Origin of the sequence: Ornithinimicrobium sp. F0845, assembly GCF_023015765.1 — a bacterium.
Classification (GTDB): Bacteria; Actinomycetota; Actinomycetes; order Actinomycetales; family Dermatophilaceae; genus Ornithinicoccus.
This window is the reverse complement of the sequence record NZ_JALKAL010000007.1, coordinates 1-19,661: the sequence shown is the minus strand read 5'-3', so window position 1 is coordinate 19,661 and position 19,661 is coordinate 1. Positions and strand designations below refer to the sequence as shown.

Below are 19,661 nucleotides of genomic sequence, written 5' to 3'. Positions count from 1 at the left end.
CCACGGAGGTGGGCCGATGCCTGTCGGTGCAGCACGCAAGACTCTCGCCCTGGCCTGTGCCGGGGCACTCATGGCGGTGGCCCTGGGCGCCTGCAGCTCTGACGAGGGGGACGACCCGGCCGGACCGACGGCCGGCCCGGACGACGGGGGAGCCGTGACCTCCGACGTGGCGGAGGACACGGGGGAGGACACCGGGACGCAGGATGCGGCGGCGGAGAGCGACGCGGCCGGCAGCGACGCGGCCGGCACCGACGCGGCAGGCGCCGACGCGGCAGGGGAGACGGGCGCCCCGGACTCCACGGCCACCAGTGCTCCACCGGAGGCCGCCTACAACCCCGACCTGCCGGCGCCGCCCGGTGAGCTGGTGGACGTGGACGGGCACACGATGCACCTCTACTGCGCGGGCGAGGGGAGCCCCACGGTGCTGCTGGATGCCGGGCTGGGGGACACCTCGGTCAACTTCTGGCCGCTCCAGGCGCAGCTCACGGGGACCGTGCGGGTGTGCAGCTACGACCGGGCGGGCTACGGATGGAGCCAACCCGGCCCGGAGCCCCGGTCGATCGATCAGATCGTGACCGAGCTGGGCACGCTGCTGGACAACGCTGACGAGGAGGGGCCGTTTGTCCTGGTCGGGCACTCCTTCGGCGGCCTGACCATGCTGGCGTTCGCGCAGGCCAACCCCGAGGACACCGCCGGGGTGGTGCTGGTGGACTCCTCCCATCCCAACCAGGGGCAGGCGCTGGCCGCTGTGCCGGCGGTCGTCGCGGTCCAGGAGGCAGAGATCGCCGGGCTGGCCCGTCTCGCGACCGCGATCGAGGCGGGCGTGTCGGGACCGGACGAGCTGCGGTCGGCCGCCCCGGAGCTGCCGAGCAAGGCGCGCGAGCTGTGGGCCCTGCACCGGGCGCAGCCGGAGTCGCTGGAGACGGCGGTGGCGGAGTACGCCGCGCTCGAGGAGGGCATGGCCGCGGTCGGTGGACCGGGCGCTCTCGGCGACACGCCGCTCGTGGTCATCGCCCGCGGCATCGGCCTGGAGGGACAGCTCCCGCCGGAGGCGCTGGGGTCGGTGGGGCTGACCCCGGAGGTGCTGGACCGCTTCGACACCATCTGGCGCGGGTTGCAGGAGGACCTCCTGACGTTGTCGAGCAACAGCGAGCTGGTCGTCGCGGAGGACAGCACGCACTACGTCTATCTGGACGAGCCGGACGTCGTTCTCGCCGCGATCGAGCAGGTGCTGGCCGAGTCCTCCTGAGTCAGTGCTGCCTACGCGATGCTGAGCAGCACCACCCGCGACGGCGAGCAGCTGCTCCCGCGTGGCCAGCAGGTAGAGCGAGAGGGCGAGCGCGGCGCCGGCCCCGATGGCCAGGGCCTTGGCCCGGTCCCGCCAGGTGAGGTGCCCGTGGTCCCTCGCCCGGAGACCAACGGGCGAGATGATCAGGACGGCCAGGAGGCGACCGGCCGCCACCGCCCAGAGCCCGCTCTCCGGCCCGGCCATGGCCAGCCCGATGTACTGCACGGCGACCCCGGTGCTCGCGACCAGTCCGTCCCGGACGGCCCCCAGGTGCGCCGGGTCGTGGTCGGTGGTGCGCGAGATGAGCCACAGCGACGGCAGCAGGAGCACGATCCCCCACCAGGCCGCCGCACCGGGTTGCTCACCCAGCAACCAGACGCCGCAGAGCACCGACAGCGCGACGCCCGTGACAGCACTGATCGGCACGACCGTGCTCATCGAGCCGCGCGACAGGGCCCGGTTGAGGAACAGCATGGTGACCGCGCTGCCAACTCCGGACAGTGCACCCCAGCCGAGGTCCACCGCGGTGACGCGCTCGGCCGGGATCAGCACCGCTGCCACGACGGCGAACACCAGACCGCCGACCTGCCCCAGCCACGTCACCAGGGCGTAGTGCACGCGCCGCGACAGGATCCCGCCCGCGAAGTCGACGACTCCGTAGGCACCTGCTGAGGCCAGGGCCAGGAGGACGCCCATCTGCGGAACCTATGTCGACCCCTGGCCGCCCGCGAGCGGGCAGGCCGGCCCCGGCCTCACGGCATACTGCCTCGTCGTAGTCCTGCTGGTGAACCGTGCGTCACAGACTCGGTCACCGTGGTGCGTCGGCTGCGCCCTGCGACACTCTGCTCATGCTGGAGCTGCGTCCCAACTGTGAGTGCTGCGACGTCGACCTGCCCCCCGAGTCGCCGGATGCGCTGATCTGCACCTTCGAGTGCACGTGGTGCGCGACCTGCGTCGAGACCTGCCTGGAGGGGGTCTGCCCCAACTGCGGCGGCAACCTCAAGAGACGCCCGGTGCGCCCTGCGGTGCACCTGATCGACCACCCGGCCGGGGTGCGTGGTTGGCCAGTGAAGCGCACCGATGACGGCGCAGGCATCAGCTACGACGGGGTGGATCCGGGACCCGAGGTTGGCGAACGCTACAACCAGGATCTCGACGCATGCACGCTGGAGGCTGGGCCGCTGCCGACCTTTCAGCCACTCAGCGATGCCGAGGTCCGCGCATACTTCGCGCTCAACCTGGAGGTCGCGGCCTGCCTGGAAGCCGAGGGCATCACTGTCCCTGCGCCTCCCTCCGAGGACGTCTTCGTGGAGGCACACCATGCCGCGGCGGTGGGGACGAATGTCGAGACCTGGCGTCCCCACGCCGCGGTCCCACCGGCTCAGGTGCCCGCCATGCGCACGAAGTGCCCTGAGCCGACGCTCGAGGACCTCGTCGGCTGACCTCCTGGCCCGCGTCAGTCGTCGATGGTGGCCTCGCCGTCCCGCTTCAACGCAGCGAGACCGTCGTGCATGGCCTGCAACGCGTCGGGGGAGTGGCCGACCCAGCTGCGCAGTTCACCGACAACTCGCAACGGTTCGCGGGACCGAAAGGATCGAGTTGGGTTGCCTGGGAACTTCTTGTCGGTGACGTTGGGATCGTCCTCGAAGTCGCCCATCGGCTCGACGATGTAGATGCGGCCAGGCCCTTGACCCGCGGACAGTTCGGCACCCCAGGTCGCCGCGTCCAGGGTCTCGGTGAAGTAGACGTAGTTCATGACGCGACCGGCCTCGAAGTTCGACTCCCGGCCGGGAGTCAGAACGTCCCCGACGTCAAGGTCCGCCTTCGTGCCGTGCAGGTACACACCGGTCTGGTAGACCTCGAAGGGCACTGGCTCCATCGGCTCGTCCATGTGCCTGACACTAACTGCCAGGTTCGGGCCGAAGTGCCTGGGGGCCTACCAGGAGGTCAGCCCGATGGCCCCGGAGGCGCCGCCGCGGCGGGGGCGGCGATCAGACGGCTGGCGCGACCGGGTGGCGTGGTACCAGCTGGCCCGCTGCTGGTCCACGCGATCCTGCTCGGCGGCAGCTACCGGGCCGCGGCGCTGCGGGCGCTGGGACGCTACCGGGAGCCTGCGCACAGGCAGCACTCGTGCCGGCCTGTGACGCTCATTGCGTGGGTCTTGATCCCTCTGGTGGACACAATCCCACGCAGTGAACCCCGCCGGACGCTGAGTGCGTGGGTCTTGGTCCCTCTGGTGCGGGAGCCGGCGCGCAGCCAGACGTTCTAGGACCGCGGGCGTTCCAGCGCCGCGCGGTCCCAGCCGGCGGCGACCGCGGCCGCCTCGTAGGTCTTCTGCAGGAAGTCCAGGAGCACCGCGTCGGGGTCGACGGCGGTGCGGACGGCGGCGTAGGGCAGGACGAACTCGCCGAGCTCCTCGTCGAAGCGCGCGCCGGCCGGGCCGGCCGGCATCGTGCGATAGCCCGCCGGCTCGGGGTAGGCGTAGGAGTAGAAGATCCCCTCCTCTGCACCACCCGGCCAGTAGCCCGCGCTGCTGACCTCGTGGGAGTAGGCCTCGTGCATCACGTGCGGTCCGCAGTTGTGCGCGCCGCCGGGGTGCGGGGGCGCGGTCCTGCCGGAGAAGCGCGTGGTCGCCAGGTCCAGCGCGCCCCAGAAGAGGTGGACCGGGCTGGACTTGCCGACGAAGCCGGTCCGGAAGGTCGCGAAGACGCGCTGGGCCTCGACCAGGCTGTGCCAGAACCTGGTCACCGTCTCGGGGTCGTAGTCGCTGTGGGTGGTGTCCTCGGCGAACGGTATGGCGTCAGGCAGCTCCACCGGCACCGGCCAGATCTCTGTGGTCAGGTCCAGCTGGTCCAGCAGGCCGGCGAGCCGGGCGTAGAAGTCCGCGACGGTCATGGGTTCGAGTTCCATGGCGGCTCTCGGGCCGGTCGTGGTGGTCACCTCGAGCCGGTGGTCGAGCAGGTCGAGGTCGATGGAGAAGCCCCGCCCCGGTCCGGCCGGCATGAGCGAGGTGGAGAGCCCGCGACCGGTGACGTAGAGCGGGGCGTTCCACCAGTGGTTCAGCAGGGGTTCGCGGGCCAGCCGGATCTTCCCGATGACCTGCGTCCACAGCAGGAAGGTGTCCTTCGTCGGCTGCCACTTCGCGAGCGGCATCTCGGGCCAGGGGGAGGTCATGTCTCCGACCGTAGTGCAGCGGGTGGCCGCGCCGCTGCCAGTCCCGGACGCTCCGCCCGCCCAGCGCTTGGCCAGCGTCTGGCCAGGTCGGTCGACCGCGCATCGTCTTCGAGGGCGACCTCGCCCCGTCTTCGAGCGCCGTCGTGTTCCTACAGACGACTGCAGTCGCCCCGAAGAACCGGAAGGCGCTCGAAGTTGCCGGCGGTGGCGGGTCGCGCGGGCCCGTCCGCTGACACGCCTCGCCCGTCCGCTGACACGCCTCGCGCGTCCGCATCAGTCGCGCGTCGTCCTCGTCGACCAGGAACGCCCGCACCGCTCGTGGGAGCCGGCCGCCCGCTGACGGTTCGAAGCTGCCCGACCAGTCGCGGAATACGCGCGGCATCAAGAAAGTTGACTGATATAGACTCAAGTTAACCCGCCAGGGTGGCGGATTGGCTGATCACTGAGGAGGAACCGTGAACACCTTCAGCACCTTCGACCCGTTCCGCGAGATCGACCGCGTCTTCGGTTCGGTCAGCCGCGGGCCGGCCGGACCGGGCATGCCGATGGACCTCTACCGCGACGGGGACCGCTTCGTCGTCGAGGTCGACCTGCCGGGCGTTGACCCGAGCACGATCGACATCGACGTCGACGACCGCAGCCTGACGATCCGGGCCGAGCGCGTGGGCCGCTCCACCGAGAACGGCAAGTGGCTGACCCGGGAGCGCCCGACCGGCTCCTTCGCCCGGCAGCTGACCCTGGGTCGCGGTCTGGCGACCGACAAGATCGACGCGATGTACGCCGACGGCGTCCTGCGGCTGGTCATCCCGGTCGCCGACGAGGCCAAGCCGCGCAAGATCACCGTGGCCCACGAGGGCCAGCGTGGCCTGGACGAGCCAGTGAAGGGCGAGGTCTCCGAGGAGACCGACGCGGCCTGAGCCGCTCACCCTGACGAAGGCCCTCGACGCAGAGTCGGGGGCCTTCGCGCTGTCCGGCTCCACGGCATACGGCTCCTGCTCGTGTCCGGCCCCACGGCATACGTCGGTGGTCGGCTGGTGCTCAGCGGGGGCGAGGTGCGGGACATCTCGGCCGCAATCGGTGGCGCGGACCCGCACGCGTTGACCCTGGTGCGGCGACTCACGTAGGGTCACCGGGTGCACTTCACCGAGTACGACACCCGGCTCGCCGCCTATGCGGTGCTGGTCAACGACGCGGGAGAGATCCTGCTGACCTGGTTCAACGGCGGGGCAGACCGTGCCAACGCGTGCTGGTCGGTGCCGGGGGGCGGGGTGGAGTTCGACGAGGGCATCGAGGACGCGGTGGTGCGCGAGACCTACGAGGAGACGGGGTATGACGTGCAGGTCGGGCCGCTCCTGGCGACGCACCACTTCACGGGGCCGGCGAGCCGACGGGCGTCGCGCCCCTTCCGCTCCCAGCGACTGCTCTTCGAGGCGACCATCGTGGGAGGTCGGTTGGGCACGACCGAGCAGGACGGGACGACGGACTTCGCCCGCTGGGTCCGGCTGGCCGACTTCCCGCTCCCCGAGCCGACCGCCGACGTGGTTGACGTGGCGGTCGAACGCCTCAGGCCGTGAGCACGTAGCGCAGGATCTCCACCACCTGGTCGGTCGTCGTGCACCAGGCCTGGGCCTCCGCGTCGACCTCCTTCAGGGGATGGACGATGTCGGACTCGTGCAGGGTGACGTAGGGCTTGCCCAGCGCGGCGCAGTAGCCGGCGTCGAAGGCGGCGTTCCACTGCTTGTACTGGTCCCCGAAGCGCACCACCACCAGGTCGCTCTGCTGGATGAGGGTGCGAGTGCGGATTGCGTTCACCTTGGCGGACTGGTGATCACGCCAGAACTCGTTGCTGGTCTCTCCCAGGTAGTCGCCCGCGGCGTCGCTCGCGGAGTGGTCGGTCACGGGCGCGGTAAAGGTGACGTTCAGCCCGGCGGCCTCGGCGCCGCGCTGGATCTCCTCACGCCAGTCGGTGTGGATCTCGCCAGAAAGATAGACCTGAAAGCTCATGGCTCGTGACTCCTCTGTGGTGGGCTGACATCTCGGGGATCAGACGACGCAGAACTCGTTGCCTTCTGGATCGACCATGATCACATGGTCTGGCCGCTCGCCCGGAGGAACTTCCTGGACGACCTGTGCGCCAAGCCTGCCCAGGCGCGCAACCTCGCCGGTCACGCGCGGCCACCGCTGCTCCCATGGCGTCTGACGACCTCCACCGACCTGGAGATCGAGATGGAGCCGGTTCTTGACCGTCTTCGCCTCGGGCACGCGCAGGAACCAGATCGTGGGCCCGCGCACGCTCGGGTCGTGGAGGAACGCACCGTCGTCCCACTCGCCCTCGGGGACCGCGTGCTCGGCGAACCACGCCGCCCTGCTCTCGAAGCCGTCGGGAGGCGGCGCCATTGCGTAGCCAAGCGCCTCGGCCCAGAATGCCGCGAGGGCTGTTGGCGCCGGAATGCAGCACGCGGACGGCAAGCAGGTCGCGAGGGGTCTGCTGGTAGCAGATTGCGTAGGGGAACCGGCTCATCCGGGCCCTGGGGAGCTCGTCGAATCCTTCAACGGGGGATACTCCTCGGGGAACTTCACGATCCGCTCGCAGGCCGCGTCGACGTCTCCGGCGAAGCGTGAACCGAGCTTCCGGCCGATTCCGGCGTAGTAGTCAGGGGCCTCTTCGACGTCACCTACCGCATGCCGGGTGAGGACAATCCTCAACGTCGACCTGGGAGAGTCTTGCGGACGTCGGTCCACTCAAGCAGCGACTCCGGGTTGGCGTGGGCCGCATCCAGTGCTGCGACGAGAGCCGCACAGCCGCAGCCTGTAGGTTTTCGCGCGATTTGTCAGATGGGAGACCGCCGTGACCAGCAGTGTGACACCTTTGTGGCGCTCACAGATTCTCAGTATCTTGTCCGGATCCTCGCACGAGAGGGCTGTTCGCAGTTGAGCTTGAGCCGACGGTGTTCGGCAAGTGGATCGGTGAGCGGGACGGCGAAGGTCCCTTCATCGCCTGTAGATGTCGCTGCGTCGGTCTATATGCACGATCTCCACGGTGCGGGCGTCTTCAACGACGCCGTAGATCACCCGGTAGTCACCCCGGCGAGCAGAGTGCAGGCCGCCAAGCTTGCCCCGGAGGGGCTTGCCTACTCGCCGTGGCTTGTCGGCGAGAGGCCCGAAGATGAACTCGACGCAGGCCGTGGCGATCTTCTCTGGCAACCGCTGTAGATCGCGTTCGGCTCGAGCCGTGACTCGGATCGAGTACCGCTCCTCCACTCAGGCGATCCCGTAGCGGGACTTGATGGCGTCGTTGTCGGCGAAGCGGCCGGCGGCGGCGTCGGCGAGGCCTTCATTGATGGCTTCGGCGGCGCCAGGTGTTCCAAGGATCTCCACGGTCTCCTCGATGGCAGCGAGATCGTCCGCGGAGATGAGGACCGCGGCCGGATGGCCGTGACGGGTGATTGTCACGCGTTGATGGGTGCGTTCGACCTCCGAAACGTACTCTGAGAGCCGGTCTCGCGCGTCGCCAAGGGGTACAGCAGTCATGCCCAAGTGTAGCCAAAACCTTGGGCACAACTCCAGTTGTGCCACTGTAGGTTCTCACTCGATCTGTCGGGTGAGCCGGCGCCTGACCTGCGGTCCGACAAGATCGTGGGCCACGCCAGTCCTGCCAACTTGTCGAGATCCTCGGGCGGTCTCGCCCTCCACTCCGCTGCGCGGTATCTCGCGCTCATGCCGATGTGGGCGAGCCAACTAACGACACACCAGCCACACCCGCCACTCAGGTCACAGCCACGCGGGCACGTGGCCGGAAACTACCCCGCCGCGCGGCGGAGAGTGAGTAGTTTCTGGACACGTGCCAGCCTAGTTGGGGCGCAAGCTGATCACGGGACATGCCGCGTCTCGTGAGCGTGGTGGCCGCCACCTCGCGGTCGAACTTGACCCGCACAGATAGTGTCTGGGCGTGACTGACGCGATGACCCGTGTGGAACGTAAACGACTCTTCGGACAGAGTTCGTGATGCTCCGGGTCCGCGGACGCAACAAACTCAGGACGTACGTCGCGTCAGGGAACCGCATCGCCGAAAACTCTGCTGGTCGGTCGGCCCTTATCGCTGGCCCAATGGTCATTCGAGGAGATGCAGGTACTGGCGCCGCGCCTTCATGGCGTGGATGACGAGTTGGTGCCCGTTGTCGAAAGTCAGAATCGCCATCTCGAGGAGGCGGCCGCTTCGGTCGAAGCCCAACACGAACTGCTTGGCCGGTATGTCATCGTCCGGTTCGCTGGCGTAGGCCCAGTTCTCGGCCGCGTAGAGGATGTCGAGTTCGCTCAGTTCATGCTTGAGTGCGGAGGGGTTGACCTTCACGCGACGTAGGCACGAAGGGCAGCACGGATCAGCTCGGAGCGGGTGGTGTGATCTCGCTCCGCGCGCTCGTCCAGCGCGCTGAGCAGGGTGTCGTCGAGGCGGACGGGCACCACCCGAGCGGGTCCGTCGCCCATCGGCTTGCGGCCCCGCTTGCGAAGTTGTTCGACGTCGTAGCCCTGCTCAGCCTCGTCGGCCCACTCTTGGATCATCTGGTCGGTGACCGGCACTCCTTTGATCTTCTCCACCCTCAAATCGTAATACGGTTTGGGCCCTGTCGCCAACCATCCGCTCTTGCCGTGGGTCGCGCGTACAGCCGGCGCTGCAAGAGCTCAGCTCCCGTCGCCCGTTGCCTGCGTTGCTCCACACGTCCAGACGGCACCCACCGACAAGATGCCAGGAATCCGACACGCGGCCGACAAGTAATCAGGAATCCGACAAGATGCGCAGGAACCTACAAGCAGGTGGACCGGCTGGACGGTCGGCAGGGGAACAAACCGTCGCGGGGGTAAGTTGAGCGTGATGTACTCAACTTCACTGAGTCTCGGTTTGACAATGACCGGGTCGAAGGAGCAAGTTGGTGACCGAAGACCCGGCCGGGGCGAGACGCTGCGGCCAGCCACACGACATACAGGAGAGTCACGCATGGGACGTGCAGTCGGAATCGACCTGGGCACCACCAACTCGGCGGTCGCCGTCCTTGAGGGCGGGGAGCCGCACATCATCGCCAACGCCGAGGGCGGGCGCACCACGCCGTCGGTTGTCAGCTTCGCCAAGAGCGGGGAGATCCTCGTCGGTGAGATCGCCAAGCGCCAGGCGGTCACCAACGTCGACCGCACCATCCGCTCGGTCAAGCGCCACATGGGCACCGACTGGAAGAGCCCGGAGATCGACGGCAAGACCTACACCGCGCAGGAGATCAGCGCGCGCATCCTGATGAAGCTCAAGCGGGACGCCGAGTCCTACCTGGGCGAGGACGTCACCGACGCGGTCATCACCGTGCCGGCCTACTTCGACGACGCGGAGCGCCAGTCGACCAAGGAGGCGGGCGAGATCGCCGGCCTGAACGTGCTGCGCATCGTCAACGAGCCGACCGCGGCTGCGCTGGCCTACGGCCTGGACAAGGGCAAGGAGGACGAGCTCATCCTCGTCTTCGACCTCGGTGGCGGCACGTTCGACGTGTCCCTGCTGGAGGTGGGCAAGGACGCCGAGGACGGCTTCGCGACCATCCAGGTCCGCGCCACCCACGGTGACAACAAGCTCGGTGGCGACGACTGGGACGAGCGCATCGTCAACCACCTGCTGACCACGGTCAAGAACACCACCGGTGTCGACCTGTCCAAGGACAAGATCGCCATGCAGCGTCTGCGCGACGCCGCGGAGCAGGCCAAGAAGGAGCTGTCCAGCTCCACCAACGCCAGCATCAACCTGCAGTTCCTGTCGATGAGCGAGAACGGCCCGATCCACCTGGACGAGTCGCTCACCCGCGCGCAGTTCGAGCAGATGACCGCAGACCTGCTGGAGCGCACCAAGGCGCCGTTCGAGCAGGTCATCAAGGATGCCGGCATCTCGCTGAGCGAGATCGACCACGTCGTCCTCGTCGGTGGCTCCACCCGTATGCCGTCGGTCACCGAGCTCGTCAAGCAGCTCACCGGCGGCAAGGAGCCCAACAAGGGCGTCAACCCGGACGAGGTCGTCGCCGTCGGCGCGTCCCTGCAGGCCGGTGTCCTCAAGGGCGAGCGCAAGGACGTGCTGCTGATCGACGTCACCCCGCTGAGCCTGGGCATCGAGACCCAGGGTGGCATCATGACCCGCCTGATCGAGCGCAACACCGCGATCCCGACCAAGCGCAGCGAGGTCTTCACCACGGCCAGCGACAACCAGCCGTCGGTGGGCATCCAGGTCTTCCAGGGTGAGCGGGAGATCGCCCAGCACAACAAGCCGCTGGGCAACTTCGAGCTGACCGGCATCGCGCCGGCCCCGCGTGGGATCCCGCAGATCGAGGTCACCTTCGACATCGACGCCAACGGCATCGTGCACGTCTCCGCCAAGGACCGCGGCACGGGCAAGGAGCAGTCGATGACGATCTCCGGCGGCTCCGCGCTGCCCAAGGAGGAGATCGAGCGCATGGTCAAGGACGCCGAGGCGCACGCCGAGGAGGACAAGAAGCGGCGCGAGGAGACCGAGACCCGCAACACCGCGGAGCAGCTGGTCTACTCCACCGAGAAGTTCCTGACCGACTCCGGCGACAAGGTCCCCGAGGACCTGCGCGGCACGGTGGACACCGCTCTCAACGACCTCAAGGAGGCGCTGAAGCCGGAGTCCGAGGCCAGCGTCGAGGACATCAAGGCCAAGATGGAGACCCTCTCCACCGAGAGCCAGAAGATGGGCTCGGCGATCTACGCCGCCTCGCAGGCCGAGGGTGGCGAGGGTGCTGGCGGTGGCTTCCCCGGTGCTGAGGGTGGCTTCCCGGGTGGCGACGGCTTCCCCGGCGCCGCCGGCGGTGACGCCGGTGCCCAGGGCTCCGCGGATGACGACGTCGTCGACGCCGAGGTAGTCGACGACGAGGAGGCCAAGTGACCCAGCACACCGGTGCCGGTGGGCCGCGGGACCCCGAGTCCGAAGGCCCCACCGGCCCGGTGATCCGGGACAAGCGGCGGCTGGACCCCGAGACCGGTCAGGTCCGGCGGCCCGCCGAGCCTGCGGAGCAGGTGGACGCCGAGGTGCTGGCCGAGGGCGACGACGCCTTCGCTGGTGACGTGGGCGAGGCGTTGCCGGGTGAGGCCGGTGCGGCGGACGTGGAGGCCCAGGACGGGTCGGCCGGGTCCGACGACGAGGCCCACCCGGACACCCAGCTCGCGGCCGACCGGCTCGAGGACCTGCGCCGCCTCCAGGCGGAGTACGTCAACTACAAGCGCCGCGTCGACCGGGACCGGGCACTCGACCGTGAGGCCGGTGCCGCGACCGTGGTCGAGGCCCTGCTGCCGGTCCTCGATGACCTGCACATGGCCAAGGAGCACGGTGAGCTGCCGGAGGGGCCGTTGCTGGCCATCGCCGACAAGCTCGAGGCGACGCTCGGCCGGTTCGGTGTCGTGCGGCTGGGCGCGGTGGGCGAGACCTTCGACCCCACCGTGCACGAGGCGCTGATGCACCTGCCGGAGGCCGACCTGCCCGAGGGCGCGACCGAGACGACGATCGTCCAGGTCATGCAGCCGGGCTTCAAGGTCGGTGACCGGGTGGTGCGCGCCGCGCGCGTCGCGGTGGCCGACCCCGCGTGAGCAGCTAGGTGGCCGGGGCGGTGCCCACCCGCACCGCCCCGGCGACCGCTCACCGGGCGCACGGCATACTGCAGGACACCGTCGGCCCGGCGCACGGGACCGACAAAACCACTACAAAAATGCGGGTGGGACCGACAAAACCACTACGAAAATTGGGATGCTGTCAGGGAGGTGAGGGCACATGGCGAGCCAGGACTGGTTCGAGAAGGACTTCTACGCGATCCTCGGTGTGCCGTCGGACGCGGACGACAAGACGATCAAGAGCACCTACCGCAAGCTCGCCCGAGAGTGGCACCCCGACGCCAAGCCCGGCGACACCGCGGCGGAGAAGAAGTTCAAGGAGATCGGTGAGGCCTACGCGGTGCTCTCCGACCCTGAGCAGCGCAAGCAGTACGACGCGGTCCGCGCCATGTCCCGCGGCGGCGCCCGGTTCACCGCCGGCGGTCCGGGCGGGGGCGGCGGAGCAGGGTTCGAGGACGTCTTCGCCCAGATGTTCGGCGGCGGTGGCGGTGGGGGCACCCGGTTCACCACCTCCGGTGGGCAGGGCATCAACATCGAGGACCTGCTGGGTGGCTTCGGTGGTGGCGGGCAGTATGCCGGGGGCTCGCCTTTCGGGGCCACGCGCGGCCCGCGCAGGGGCCGGGACGTGGAGGCGCGGACGACGATCGACTTCACGCAGGCCGCCACAGGCGACACGGTGACCCTGCAGACCCCGGAGGGCGGGCGCATCACCACCCGGATCCCCGCCGGCGTCAAGGACGGGCAGAAGATCCGCCTGCGCGGCAAGGGCATGCCCGGCGATCCGGGCGCGCCGAACGGCGACCTGATGCTGGTCGTCACGGTCCGGCCGCACCCCGTGTTCGAGCGGGACGGCAACAACCTGACCGTGGACCTGCCGGTGACCTTCGCCGAGGCGGCCCTCGGCGCCACGGTCACCGTGCCGACGCTCGACGGCGGCACCGTGCGGGTCAAGGTGGCCCCGGGGACGCCGTCCGGCCGGGTGCTGCGCGTGAAGGGCCGGGGGATCCAGACCAAGAACGGCACCGGGGACCTGCTGGCCAGGGTCAGCATCGTGGTCCCGCAGCGCCTGTCCGACGCGGCCCGCGAGGCCGTGCAGGTGCTCGCGGCCGAGGAGGACGGCGCCGACCCGCGCGCCGACCTGCTGCAACGCGCCCGGGAGTAACCACCTGCGTGGGCGAGTTGCCCCTGAGACCAGACCCGACGACATACTGCGAAGGAGGCAGGCGATGGCACGGCAGAGCAACCCGGACGAGGACACCCCCGTCTATGTCATCTCCATCGCGGCCGAGCTCGCGGGGATGCACGCTCAGACGCTGCGGCAGTATGACCGGCTTGGCCTGGTGACGCCGCAGCGGACCCGGGGCGGGGTGCGTCGGTACTCCGCGCGCGACGTCTCGCGGCTGCGCGAGGTGCAGCGGCTGTCCCAGGACGAGGGCGTCAGCCTGGCCGGCATCCAGCGGATCATGGTGCTGGAGCACCAGGTGGACGCGCTGCGTGAGCGCACCGCCGAGCTGCTCGAGCAGAACCGCGTGCTCCGGGAGGCCCTGGACGTCCGCAGCCGCGTCTTCGCCGCCGGGCCGTCGGGTGAGGCCGTCGTGATGCGCCCCGGCACCCGCCCCCGGCAGGAGTCGACCACCACCGCCGTCGCGCTCTGGCGTCCGTTGCCCTTCTGAGCGCCGCGCCGAGCGCCGTGCCGCCCGCCGAGCGCCGTGCCGCCCCGCCTCCCCGCCGAGCGCCGTGCCGCCCCGCCGAGCGCCGAGCGCCGCTTTCCCCTCCCACCGTTTCCCTCTCGCCGAGCCTTCCTCCCGCAGCGCCTCCACCCACCGAGCGCGCGGATGCACTCCGCTGGCCTGCCCGCCTTCTTCGAGCGCCGTCCGTATCCTCGGGCCGACTGCAGCCAGCCCGAAGAACACGAGGGCGCTCGAAGACGGGGCTGGTCCGCACCTGCAGGCGGTGCCCGACAGAAGTCGCGTGGCTGCACCCGAACGTAGGCGCCCGCACACACAAGACCGCCGGCCGGAGCTGATGCTCCGACCGGCGGTTTGTGAGGTGCTAGGCCCGAGGGCTCATAGCGTCAAGGGTTGGTCACCCAAGGGGTGATCACCCCCAGTTGGCCGGGTCCTCAAGCCAGGCCTGAACGCTGTCGTCCACGGCGTTGTCGCCACCGACGATGACGACCTGCTCCGGGGAGAGGGTCTTCAACGCGTCCTCGATGACGGCCGGGATCTTGTCCTCAGCGGCGTCGTGCGTGCCCTTGACGACGACGACCGGCGCGCCCTGCGAGCCAGCGAGCGCCGAGGACGCCAGGGCGTCCGGGTAGTCGTTGGCCGAAGCCACGTAGACGACGGGGACGTCAGCACCGAACTCGGCCGAGATCAGCGCAGCGGTCTCGAACTTGTTGGCGCCACCGAGACGACCGGTCGCGCCCAGCTCGGTGTAGACCTCGTCGCTGATGGTCGCGCTGCCACCGATGACGACGATCTGGGAGGGAGCGAGCTCCGCGATGGCTTCCGCGGTCACGTTCGGCACCGAGTCCGGCTTGGTCAGCAGGACGGGTGCGTTCTCGGCACCGGCCAGCGCCGAGGCGGTCAGCGCGTCGGAGAAGGCGTTGTCGGTGCCCGCCGCGACGTAGACCGTGTCGGTCCCGGTGAACATGGCCGCCAGGTTGGCGGCGGTCTCGTAGCGGTCCGCACCGGCGACGCGCGTGACGGTGTAGTCCTCGGCCAGGGTGGCCTCGACGTCGGCGTTGATGATGGACTCGCCACCCAGGATGATGACGTTGCTCGGGGCCAGCTCGGTCAGCGCGGCAGTCGTCGCGTTGGTGAGCTTGCCGGACTTGGACAGCAGCACCGGAGCCGGGTTGCCGTCCGGAGTGTTCAGCATGCCGGCCACGGCCAACTTGCCCTGGGCAGCGGCCGGGGAGCCGGTCACAGCGTCAGGGTAGTTCTGACCGGAGGCGAGGTAGACGGTGTCGACCTCGGCCTCGAACAGCTCGGAGACGGCGCCGGCGGTGGCGTAGCGGTCCACACCAGCAGCGCGGGACACCGAGGGGCCATCCGCGGGCGGCTCCTCCAGCGACTCGAAGGCTGCGACGAGGTCGATCTGACCCTCGCCCCAGGTCTCGTTGTTGGAGGCGTCGCCACCACAGGTCGGGTCGGCCTTGTCGATCGCCGTGGCGTCCAGCGCGGCGACCGTGGCCGCCTGGTTGCCGACGAGGTCGGGGAAGTAGCTCCACAGCAGCGCGACGGCGCCGGAGACGTGCGGGGTGGCCATCGACGTGCCGTCCCAGTTCTGGTAGCCGTCACCGGGGACCGAGGAGCGGACGTTGGTGCCCGGTGCCGCGATGTCGACGGCCGGCTGACCGTCCTCGCCCGGCCCACGGCTGGAGCTCGGGTTGATCGCGCCGTTCTGCTGGTGGTTGCCCACGACGTAGTGCGCCGCGTCGTTCCAGGCCGGGGACATGACGTTGTCACAGTCCGGGCCCGGGAACTGGGCACCGGGGCCTTCGTTGCCGGAGGCGAAGGTGCCGAAGATGCCGGCGGCGTCCCAGGCGTCAAGGGAGGCCTCGAGCACGGGGTCCGTGCCCTGGTAGTCCACGAAGCCCCACGAGTTGTTGACGATGTGCGGACGCATGTCCGGGTCGCCCTCGGTGCCGCCGACCGGGGTCGGAGCCACGAACCACTCGAAGCTCTCAAAGACGTCAGCCTCGTCGACGCAGCAGCCGGCCGCGACGATGAACTGGGCGCCGGGGGCGACACCGATCTGGTTCGCGCCGTCCTCGCCGACCATCGTTCCGGTCACGTGCGTGCCGTGCGGGACACCGATGTCGATGCCGTGGTCCACCGGGGTGGCGCTGGCACCCGTGCTGTCAAACCAGTTGTAGTCGTGGCTGCCCGTCGCGGTGCCGCGGTAGGCGGCGTTCAGCGCCGGGTGCGTGGTGTCGGCGCCCGTGTCGAACGTGCCGACGACGATGCCCTCACCGGTGGTCCCGTAGGTGTCCCAGACCTCCGGGGCGCCGATGGAGTCCAGGCCCCACTCGGTGGCCAGCGGAGCAGTCGAGTTGACCTCGCTCGACGCGGGAGCCCCGTCGATCAGCTCGGGAGTCCGGTCCGGGGTCACGGCGCTCAGGGTGGAATCAGACGTCACCGAGCTGACCAGGTCAGCGCTGGCGCCCTTGACCAGGATGGAGTTGTTGACCCAGAAGGTCTGGTAGTCAGCGCCCTGAGCCTCCAGGTCGGCCACGAGGTCGGCCTGGGACTCCGCAGCGTGCGCGCGGAGCGTGTCGTAGACGTAGTGACCGCGGTCCTCCCACGACATGGTGTAGGCGGCGGACAGGTCCGCCTGGTCGCTGAGCGTCAGCCAGACGTCGGCCGAGCCGGTCGCCTTGAGCTCGGCCGTGACCTCGCTGCTGATCTCCGGGCCACTGTCGTCGCTCTGTCCCGGAGCGGCGTTCGCGGTCACCGCCGGCATCATGCCGACGACCACCCCGATCCCCGCGACGGCGGCTACGGAGCCGCGCGTGAATTTCTTCTTGTTGGACAAGATATCCCCATTCGATCGTGCTGACGCCGAGACGTCGCGAGACGTGCCCCTTGCCAGCGAATCTGCCTGACGCCCCCCACGGGCGCCTCAGTTAACCTATGCAAAGAACCGCGACATCGTCAATCTGGGGCATAGACGTGCAGGTCAGCGGAATACGCTAAAGGGTGACGAGGTGCGGGCCGGGTCCGCCGGCGTCAGTCCCGCGCGAACTCCCGCACGAGCGGGACCACGTCGGCGATCGAGTCGCACACCCGGGTCGGCCGGAACGGGAAGCGCTCGACCTGGTCCGCGCGGGTCGACCCGGTCAGCACCAGGATGGTGCGCAACCCGGCCTCCAGCCCGCTGATGATGTCGGTGTCCATCCGGTCCCCGATCATCACGGTGTGCTCGGAGTGGGCCTCGATCCGGCGCAGCGCGCTGCGCATCATCAGCGGGTTGGGCTTGCCGACGAAGTAGGGCTCCACACCCGTGGCCCGCGTGATCAGCGCGGCCACGGAGCCGGTCGCCGGCAGCGGGCCGTGCGCCGAAGGGCCGGTCGGGTCCGGGTTGGTCGCGATAAACCGGGCGCCGTCCTGCACCAGGCGGATGGCGCGTGTGATCGCCTCGAACGAGTAGGTGCGCGTCTCCCCGAGCACGACGTAGTCCGGGCTGCGGTCGGTCATCACGTAGCCCACGTTGTGCAGGGCGTTGGTGAGCCCCGCCTCGCCGATCACGTAGGCCGAGCCGCCCTCACGCTGCTCGGCCAGGAACTGCGCGGTCGCCAGCGCCGAGGTCCAGATCGCCTCCTCGGGCACCTCGATGCCGCCAGCGGCCAGCCGGGCGCGCAGGTCGCGCGGGGTGAAGATCGAGTTGTTGGTGAGCAGCTGGAACCGGCTGCCGGAGGCGATGAGCTCGGCGATGAACTCGGCACCACCGGGCAGGGCCCGCTCCTCGTGGACGAGGACCCCGTCCATGTCGGTCAGCCAGGAGTCGACGGGCAGCAGCTCGGTCATGGTCGCCATCATCCCAGGTCGGGGGATCCGCGGCCCGTCGGAGCCGGTGAGATAGTGACCGCATGCACAGCGCACGCAGTATGCCGGGACTCAGGTGATCTGGGCCGTCGCGGCGACGGCGCTGGCCGGGTCGGCCACCGTGGTCGGCGGGTTCCTGGCGCTGCACCCGGGCATGCGACAGAGGGGGCCGCTGGCGGTCGGCCTGGCCTTCGCCGCCGGGCTGATGATCGTGCTGTCCATCGTGGAGATCCTGCCGCTGAGCCTGTCCACCCTGCGGGACTCGGGCGTGGACGCGGCGGTGTGGTGGACGGCCGGGGCGTTCCTCGCGGGGTGCGGCGCGGTGCTGCTGATCGACGCCCTGTTGCCGGAGCGGGTTGTCCAGGCCGACGCCCTGGACCTCGACGGGGACCTCACCGGCAGCCACGGCCTGCTGCGCAGCGGTCTGCTGATCGCGCTGGTCATCGGGGCGCACAACGCGCCAGAGGGTCTGATGACCTTCCTGGCGATGCTCGAGTCGCCCGAGCTCGGGGTCGGACTCGCCGTCGCGATCGCGATCCACAACATCCCCGAGGGCATGGCCGTCGCGGCACCGCTCTATGCCGCCACCGGTCGGCGCGCTCCTGCCCTCGGGTGGGCCGCCGTCGCGGGCGTCGCCGAGCCCGCCGGTGCCCTCATCGGCTACTTCGCGCTGCGGGCCCTGCTGCCGCCCGAGCTGCTCGTGCTGACCCTGTCCCTGGTCGCCGGCATGATGATCGCGCTGAGCCTGCGCGAGCTGATCCCGGCCGCCCGCCGCTACCAGACCCACCCCGCCCAGTCGCTGGCCGGCCTGGCTGCCGGAGCCCTCGTAGTCTGGGTGAGCCTGGCGCTGACCCGTTGACGACCCGTCGACCGAGCGTGCGCTGCGGCCTCACCCGGGCGTCTTCGAGCGCCTCGGTGATCCTCGGGCTGGTTGCAGTCGGCCCGAAGAACCGCGGGGCGCTCGAAGACGTCGGGAGGGCGCGGGTTGTCGGCGTCGGCGGCTCGAGTGCGCGGGTCAGAGCGCGTGGGCTCGAGTGAGCGGGTCAGAGCGCGTGGGCTCGAACGCACGGGCCAGAGCGCACGGGCCGGAGCGCACGGGCGCGAGCGCACGGCATACTGCCCGAGTGAGGAACGCAGGACTGCATCGCGACGCCCTGGCGACCCTGACCGCCTGGGTGCCGCCCGACGCCGGGCAGGCGGCGCTGCGGGACCGGTTCGGCGGGCACCTGCACGACTTCCCGGACGGGCTGGAGCGTTCCTGCTATCCCGACCACATCACCGCCAGCACCGTCGTGCTCTCCGAGGACGGCCTGCGGGTGCTGCTCACGCTGCACGCACGCGCCGGCCGGTGGTTCCAGTTCGGCGGGCACTGCGAGCCGGAGGATGCCCGCCTGGTGGACGCGGCGCTGCGCGAGGCGACCGAGGAGTCGGGGATCGCGGGCCTGGAGATCGACGAGGTCCCGATCCACCTGGACGAGCACCCGGTGCCGTTCTGCGGGGACCGCGGCGGCGTGCACCACCTGGACGTGCGCTTCGTCGCCGTGGCGCCGCCGGGCGCGGAGCACGCGGTCAGCGCCGAGTCGCTCGACGTGCGGTGGTGGCCGGTGATCTCCCTCGGCAGGCCGAACGGGCCGCCCGGCCTGTCCGAGGAAGTGGTGGACGCGGTCCGTCTGGCGCAGGACCGCTGGGTCTGAGCGCCTCGGTCAGACCGGGGTGCTGGACAGCACCGACGGGCCGATGTAGCGGTTGCTGCCGATCTTGAGCCAGCCGGAGGAGGTGAGGGTGCCGGTGACCTTCGTCCCGCGCGGGACGGTGTCGACGACGCCGTAGCCGGTGCTCGGGCCGGAGCGGACGTTGGCCGCGTAGTTCGCGCTGACGTAGCGGGTGACATCGCCGGGGTTCTCGCCGCCGTCGACGGGGGTGGAGGAGAGCACGACGGAGCTGATGTACTGCCCGCCAGCGATCTTGAGCCAGCCGTTGGTCAGGGTGCCGGTGACCTG

At 69.9% G+C, this 19,661-nt stretch carries 23 protein-coding genes; 12 read left to right on the top strand and 11 right to left on the bottom strand.

What is annotated here, in order from left to right; genetic code table 11:
* The first annotated feature begins 16 nt into the window (after window positions 1–16).
* The 3 genes from MWU75_RS11280 to MWU75_RS11270 all read left to right on the top strand — a co-directional run bounded on the left by MWU75_RS11280 (window position 17) and on the right by MWU75_RS11270 (window position 2,730).
* Complete coding sequence (locus tag MWU75_RS11280) at window positions 17–1,249, top strand: alpha/beta hydrolase (protein WP_247090648.1); 1,233 nt, start codon at window positions 17–19, stop codon at window positions 1,247–1,249.
* Between the two features lie 178 nt (window positions 1,250–1,427).
* Window positions 1,428–1,901 (top strand): hypothetical protein, encoded by a 474-nt coding sequence (locus tag MWU75_RS11275; protein ID WP_247090646.1) that lies wholly within the window; start codon window positions 1,428–1,430, stop codon window positions 1,899–1,901.
* A gap of 235 nt (window positions 1,902–2,136) precedes the next feature.
* A complete protein-coding gene (locus MWU75_RS11270) occupies window positions 2,137–2,730 on the top strand; it encodes a DUF1272 domain-containing protein (protein ID WP_247090644.1) in 594 nt (197 codons plus the stop codon).
* Between the two features lie 14 nt (window positions 2,731–2,744).
* Here MWU75_RS11270 and arr read toward each other — a convergent pair whose 3' ends face one another.
* Together arr and MWU75_RS11260 are read right to left on the bottom strand one after the other, a co-directional pair.
* Window positions 2,745–3,179 (bottom strand): NAD(+)--rifampin ADP-ribosyltransferase, encoded by a 435-nt coding sequence (gene arr, locus MWU75_RS11265; protein WP_247090642.1) that lies wholly within the window; start codon window positions 3,177–3,179, stop codon window positions 2,745–2,747.
* A gap of 374 nt (window positions 3,180–3,553) precedes the next feature.
* Window positions 3,554–4,462 (bottom strand): DUF5996 family protein, encoded by a 909-nt coding sequence (locus tag MWU75_RS11260; RefSeq protein WP_247090640.1) that lies wholly within the window; start codon window positions 4,460–4,462, stop codon window positions 3,554–3,556.
* Window positions 4,463–4,917: 455 nt separating this feature from the next.
* Between MWU75_RS11260 and MWU75_RS11255 the strand changes: the two genes are divergently transcribed.
* The 3 genes from MWU75_RS11255 (at window position 4,918) to MWU75_RS11250 (ending at window position 6,036) form a co-directional block, all read left to right on the top strand.
* Window positions 4,918–5,379 carry an Hsp20/alpha crystallin family protein gene (locus MWU75_RS11255; protein WP_247090638.1) on the top strand — a complete coding sequence of 154 codons (462 nt, stop codon included), beginning with the start codon at window positions 4,918–4,920 and terminating at the stop codon, window positions 5,377–5,379.
* A gap of 81 nt (window positions 5,380–5,460) precedes the next feature.
* Complete coding sequence (locus MWU75_RS19975) at window positions 5,461–5,586, top strand: hypothetical protein (RefSeq protein WP_281497137.1); 126 nt, start codon at window positions 5,461–5,463, stop codon at window positions 5,584–5,586.
* Between the two features lie 9 nt (window positions 5,587–5,595).
* Entirely contained in the window at window positions 5,596–6,036 is a 441-nt protein-coding gene (locus MWU75_RS11250) for an NUDIX domain-containing protein (protein ID WP_247090636.1), read from the top strand.
* On the opposite strand, the gene MWU75_RS11245 is transcribed toward MWU75_RS11250, so the two are convergent.
* From MWU75_RS11245 to MWU75_RS11220, 6 genes are all read right to left on the bottom strand, one after another.
* Window positions 6,026–6,466 (bottom strand): YtoQ family protein, encoded by a 441-nt coding sequence (locus tag MWU75_RS11245; RefSeq protein WP_247090634.1) that lies wholly within the window; start codon window positions 6,464–6,466, stop codon window positions 6,026–6,028. The genes MWU75_RS11250 and MWU75_RS11245 overlap by 11 nt on opposite strands.
* 39 nt (window positions 6,467–6,505) lie before the next feature.
* Window positions 6,506–6,931 carry a VOC family protein gene (locus MWU75_RS11240; protein ID WP_281497136.1) on the bottom strand — a complete coding sequence of 142 codons (426 nt, stop codon included), beginning with the start codon at window positions 6,929–6,931 and terminating at the stop codon, window positions 6,506–6,508.
* Window positions 6,932–7,453: 522 nt separating this feature from the next.
* Window positions 7,454–7,723 carry a type II toxin-antitoxin system RelE/ParE family toxin gene (locus MWU75_RS11235; RefSeq protein WP_247090630.1) on the bottom strand — a complete coding sequence of 90 codons (270 nt, stop codon included), beginning with the start codon at window positions 7,721–7,723 and terminating at the stop codon, window positions 7,454–7,456.
* Entirely contained in the window at window positions 7,724–7,993 is a 270-nt protein-coding gene (locus MWU75_RS11230; protein WP_247090628.1) for a type II toxin-antitoxin system Phd/YefM family antitoxin, read from the bottom strand.
* A 580-nt stretch (window positions 7,994–8,573) separates the two neighbouring features.
* A complete protein-coding gene (locus tag MWU75_RS11225) occupies window positions 8,574–8,813 on the bottom strand; it encodes a toxin (protein ID WP_247090626.1) in 240 nt (79 codons plus the stop codon).
* Window positions 8,810–9,058, bottom strand: a complete 249-nt coding sequence (locus tag MWU75_RS11220) for a ribbon-helix-helix domain-containing protein (RefSeq protein ID WP_348647760.1) — start codon at window positions 9,056–9,058, stop codon at window positions 8,810–8,812. Before MWU75_RS11220 ends, MWU75_RS11225 begins: the two co-directional genes overlap by 4 nt.
* Before the next feature lie 397 nt (window positions 9,059–9,455).
* Here MWU75_RS11220 and dnaK point away from each other — a divergent pair, with 397 nt between their 5' ends.
* The 4 genes from dnaK to MWU75_RS11200 all read left to right on the top strand — a co-directional run bounded on the left by dnaK (window position 9,456) and on the right by MWU75_RS11200 (window position 13,782).
* Entirely contained in the window at window positions 9,456–11,390 is a 1,935-nt protein-coding gene (dnaK, locus tag MWU75_RS11215; RefSeq protein WP_247090622.1) for a molecular chaperone DnaK, read from the top strand.
* Window positions 11,387–12,088: a nucleotide exchange factor GrpE gene (locus MWU75_RS11210; RefSeq protein ID WP_247090620.1), complete on the top strand. Its 702-nt coding sequence runs from the start codon at window positions 11,387–11,389 to the stop codon at window positions 12,086–12,088. The genes dnaK and MWU75_RS11210 overlap by 4 nt, the downstream gene beginning before the upstream one ends.
* Window positions 12,089–12,269: 181 nt before the next feature.
* Window positions 12,270–13,271: a DnaJ C-terminal domain-containing protein gene (locus MWU75_RS11205; RefSeq protein ID WP_247090618.1), complete on the top strand. Its 1,002-nt coding sequence runs from the start codon at window positions 12,270–12,272 to the stop codon at window positions 13,269–13,271.
* Window positions 13,272–13,335: 64 nt separating this feature from the next.
* A complete protein-coding gene (locus MWU75_RS11200) occupies window positions 13,336–13,782 on the top strand; it encodes a helix-turn-helix transcriptional regulator (RefSeq protein ID WP_247090616.1) in 447 nt (148 codons plus the stop codon).
* 427 nt (window positions 13,783–14,209) lie between these two features.
* Here the strand turns inward: MWU75_RS11200 and MWU75_RS11195 are convergent, their stop codons facing one another.
* Window positions 14,210–16,651: a cell wall-binding repeat-containing protein gene (locus MWU75_RS11195; RefSeq protein WP_247090614.1), complete on the bottom strand. Its 2,442-nt coding sequence runs from the start codon at window positions 16,649–16,651 to the stop codon at window positions 14,210–14,212.
* A 194-nt stretch (window positions 16,652–16,845) separates the two neighbouring features.
* On the bottom strand, window positions 16,846–17,643 hold the full coding sequence (locus MWU75_RS11190; protein ID WP_247090612.1) for an HAD-IIA family hydrolase: 798 nt from the start codon (window positions 17,641–17,643) through the stop codon (window positions 16,846–16,848).
* 94 nt (window positions 17,644–17,737) lie between these two features.
* On the opposite strand from MWU75_RS11190, the gene MWU75_RS11185 reads away from it, so the two are divergent.
* Together MWU75_RS11185 and MWU75_RS11180 are read left to right on the top strand one after the other, a co-directional pair.
* Window positions 17,738–18,520 (top strand): ZIP family metal transporter, encoded by a 783-nt coding sequence (locus MWU75_RS11185; protein ID WP_247090610.1) that lies wholly within the window; start codon window positions 17,738–17,740, stop codon window positions 18,518–18,520.
* 265 nt (window positions 18,521–18,785) lie between these two features.
* The gene (locus MWU75_RS11180) at window positions 18,786–19,355 is read left to right on the top strand and encodes an NUDIX domain-containing protein (protein ID WP_247090608.1); all 570 of its coding nucleotides are present in this window, start codon (window positions 18,786–18,788) and stop codon (window positions 19,353–19,355) included.
* Between the two features lie 9 nt (window positions 19,356–19,364).
* On the opposite strand, the gene MWU75_RS11175 is transcribed toward MWU75_RS11180, so the two are convergent.
* A partial coding sequence (locus tag MWU75_RS11175; protein ID WP_247090606.1) for an SH3 domain-containing protein occupies window positions 19,365–19,661 on the bottom strand: 297 nt, incomplete at its 5' end.

Coding starts and splice junctions, on each gene's coding strand:
- MWU75_RS11200 (WP_247090616.1), top strand. CDS start 13,336: ATGGCACGGCAGAGCAACCCGGACGAGGACACCCCCGTCTATGTCATC.
- MWU75_RS11260 (WP_247090640.1), bottom strand. CDS start 4,462: ATGACCTCCCCCTGGCCCGAGATGCCGCTCGCGAAGTGGCAGCCGACG.
- MWU75_RS11230 (WP_247090628.1), bottom strand. CDS start 7,993: ATGACTGCTGTACCCCTTGGCGACGCGCGAGACCGGCTCTCAGAGTAC.
- MWU75_RS11245 (WP_247090634.1), bottom strand. CDS start 6,466: ATGAGCTTTCAGGTCTATCTTTCTGGCGAGATCCACACCGACTGGCGT.
- MWU75_RS11280 (WP_247090648.1), top strand. CDS start 17: ATGCCTGTCGGTGCAGCACGCAAGACTCTCGCCCTGGCCTGTGCCGGG.
- arr (WP_247090642.1), bottom strand. CDS start 3,179: ATGGACGAGCCGATGGAGCCAGTGCCCTTCGAGGTCTACCAGACCGGT.
- MWU75_RS11270 (WP_247090644.1), top strand. CDS start 2,137: ATGCTGGAGCTGCGTCCCAACTGTGAGTGCTGCGACGTCGACCTGCCC.
- MWU75_RS11275 (WP_247090646.1), top strand. CDS start 1,428: ATGATCAGGACGGCCAGGAGGCGACCGGCCGCCACCGCCCAGAGCCCG.
- dnaK (WP_247090622.1), top strand. CDS start 9,456: ATGGGACGTGCAGTCGGAATCGACCTGGGCACCACCAACTCGGCGGTC.
- MWU75_RS11190 (WP_247090612.1), bottom strand. CDS start 17,643: ATGACCGAGCTGCTGCCCGTCGACTCCTGGCTGACCGACATGGACGGG.
- MWU75_RS11205 (WP_247090618.1), top strand. CDS start 12,270: ATGGCGAGCCAGGACTGGTTCGAGAAGGACTTCTACGCGATCCTCGGT.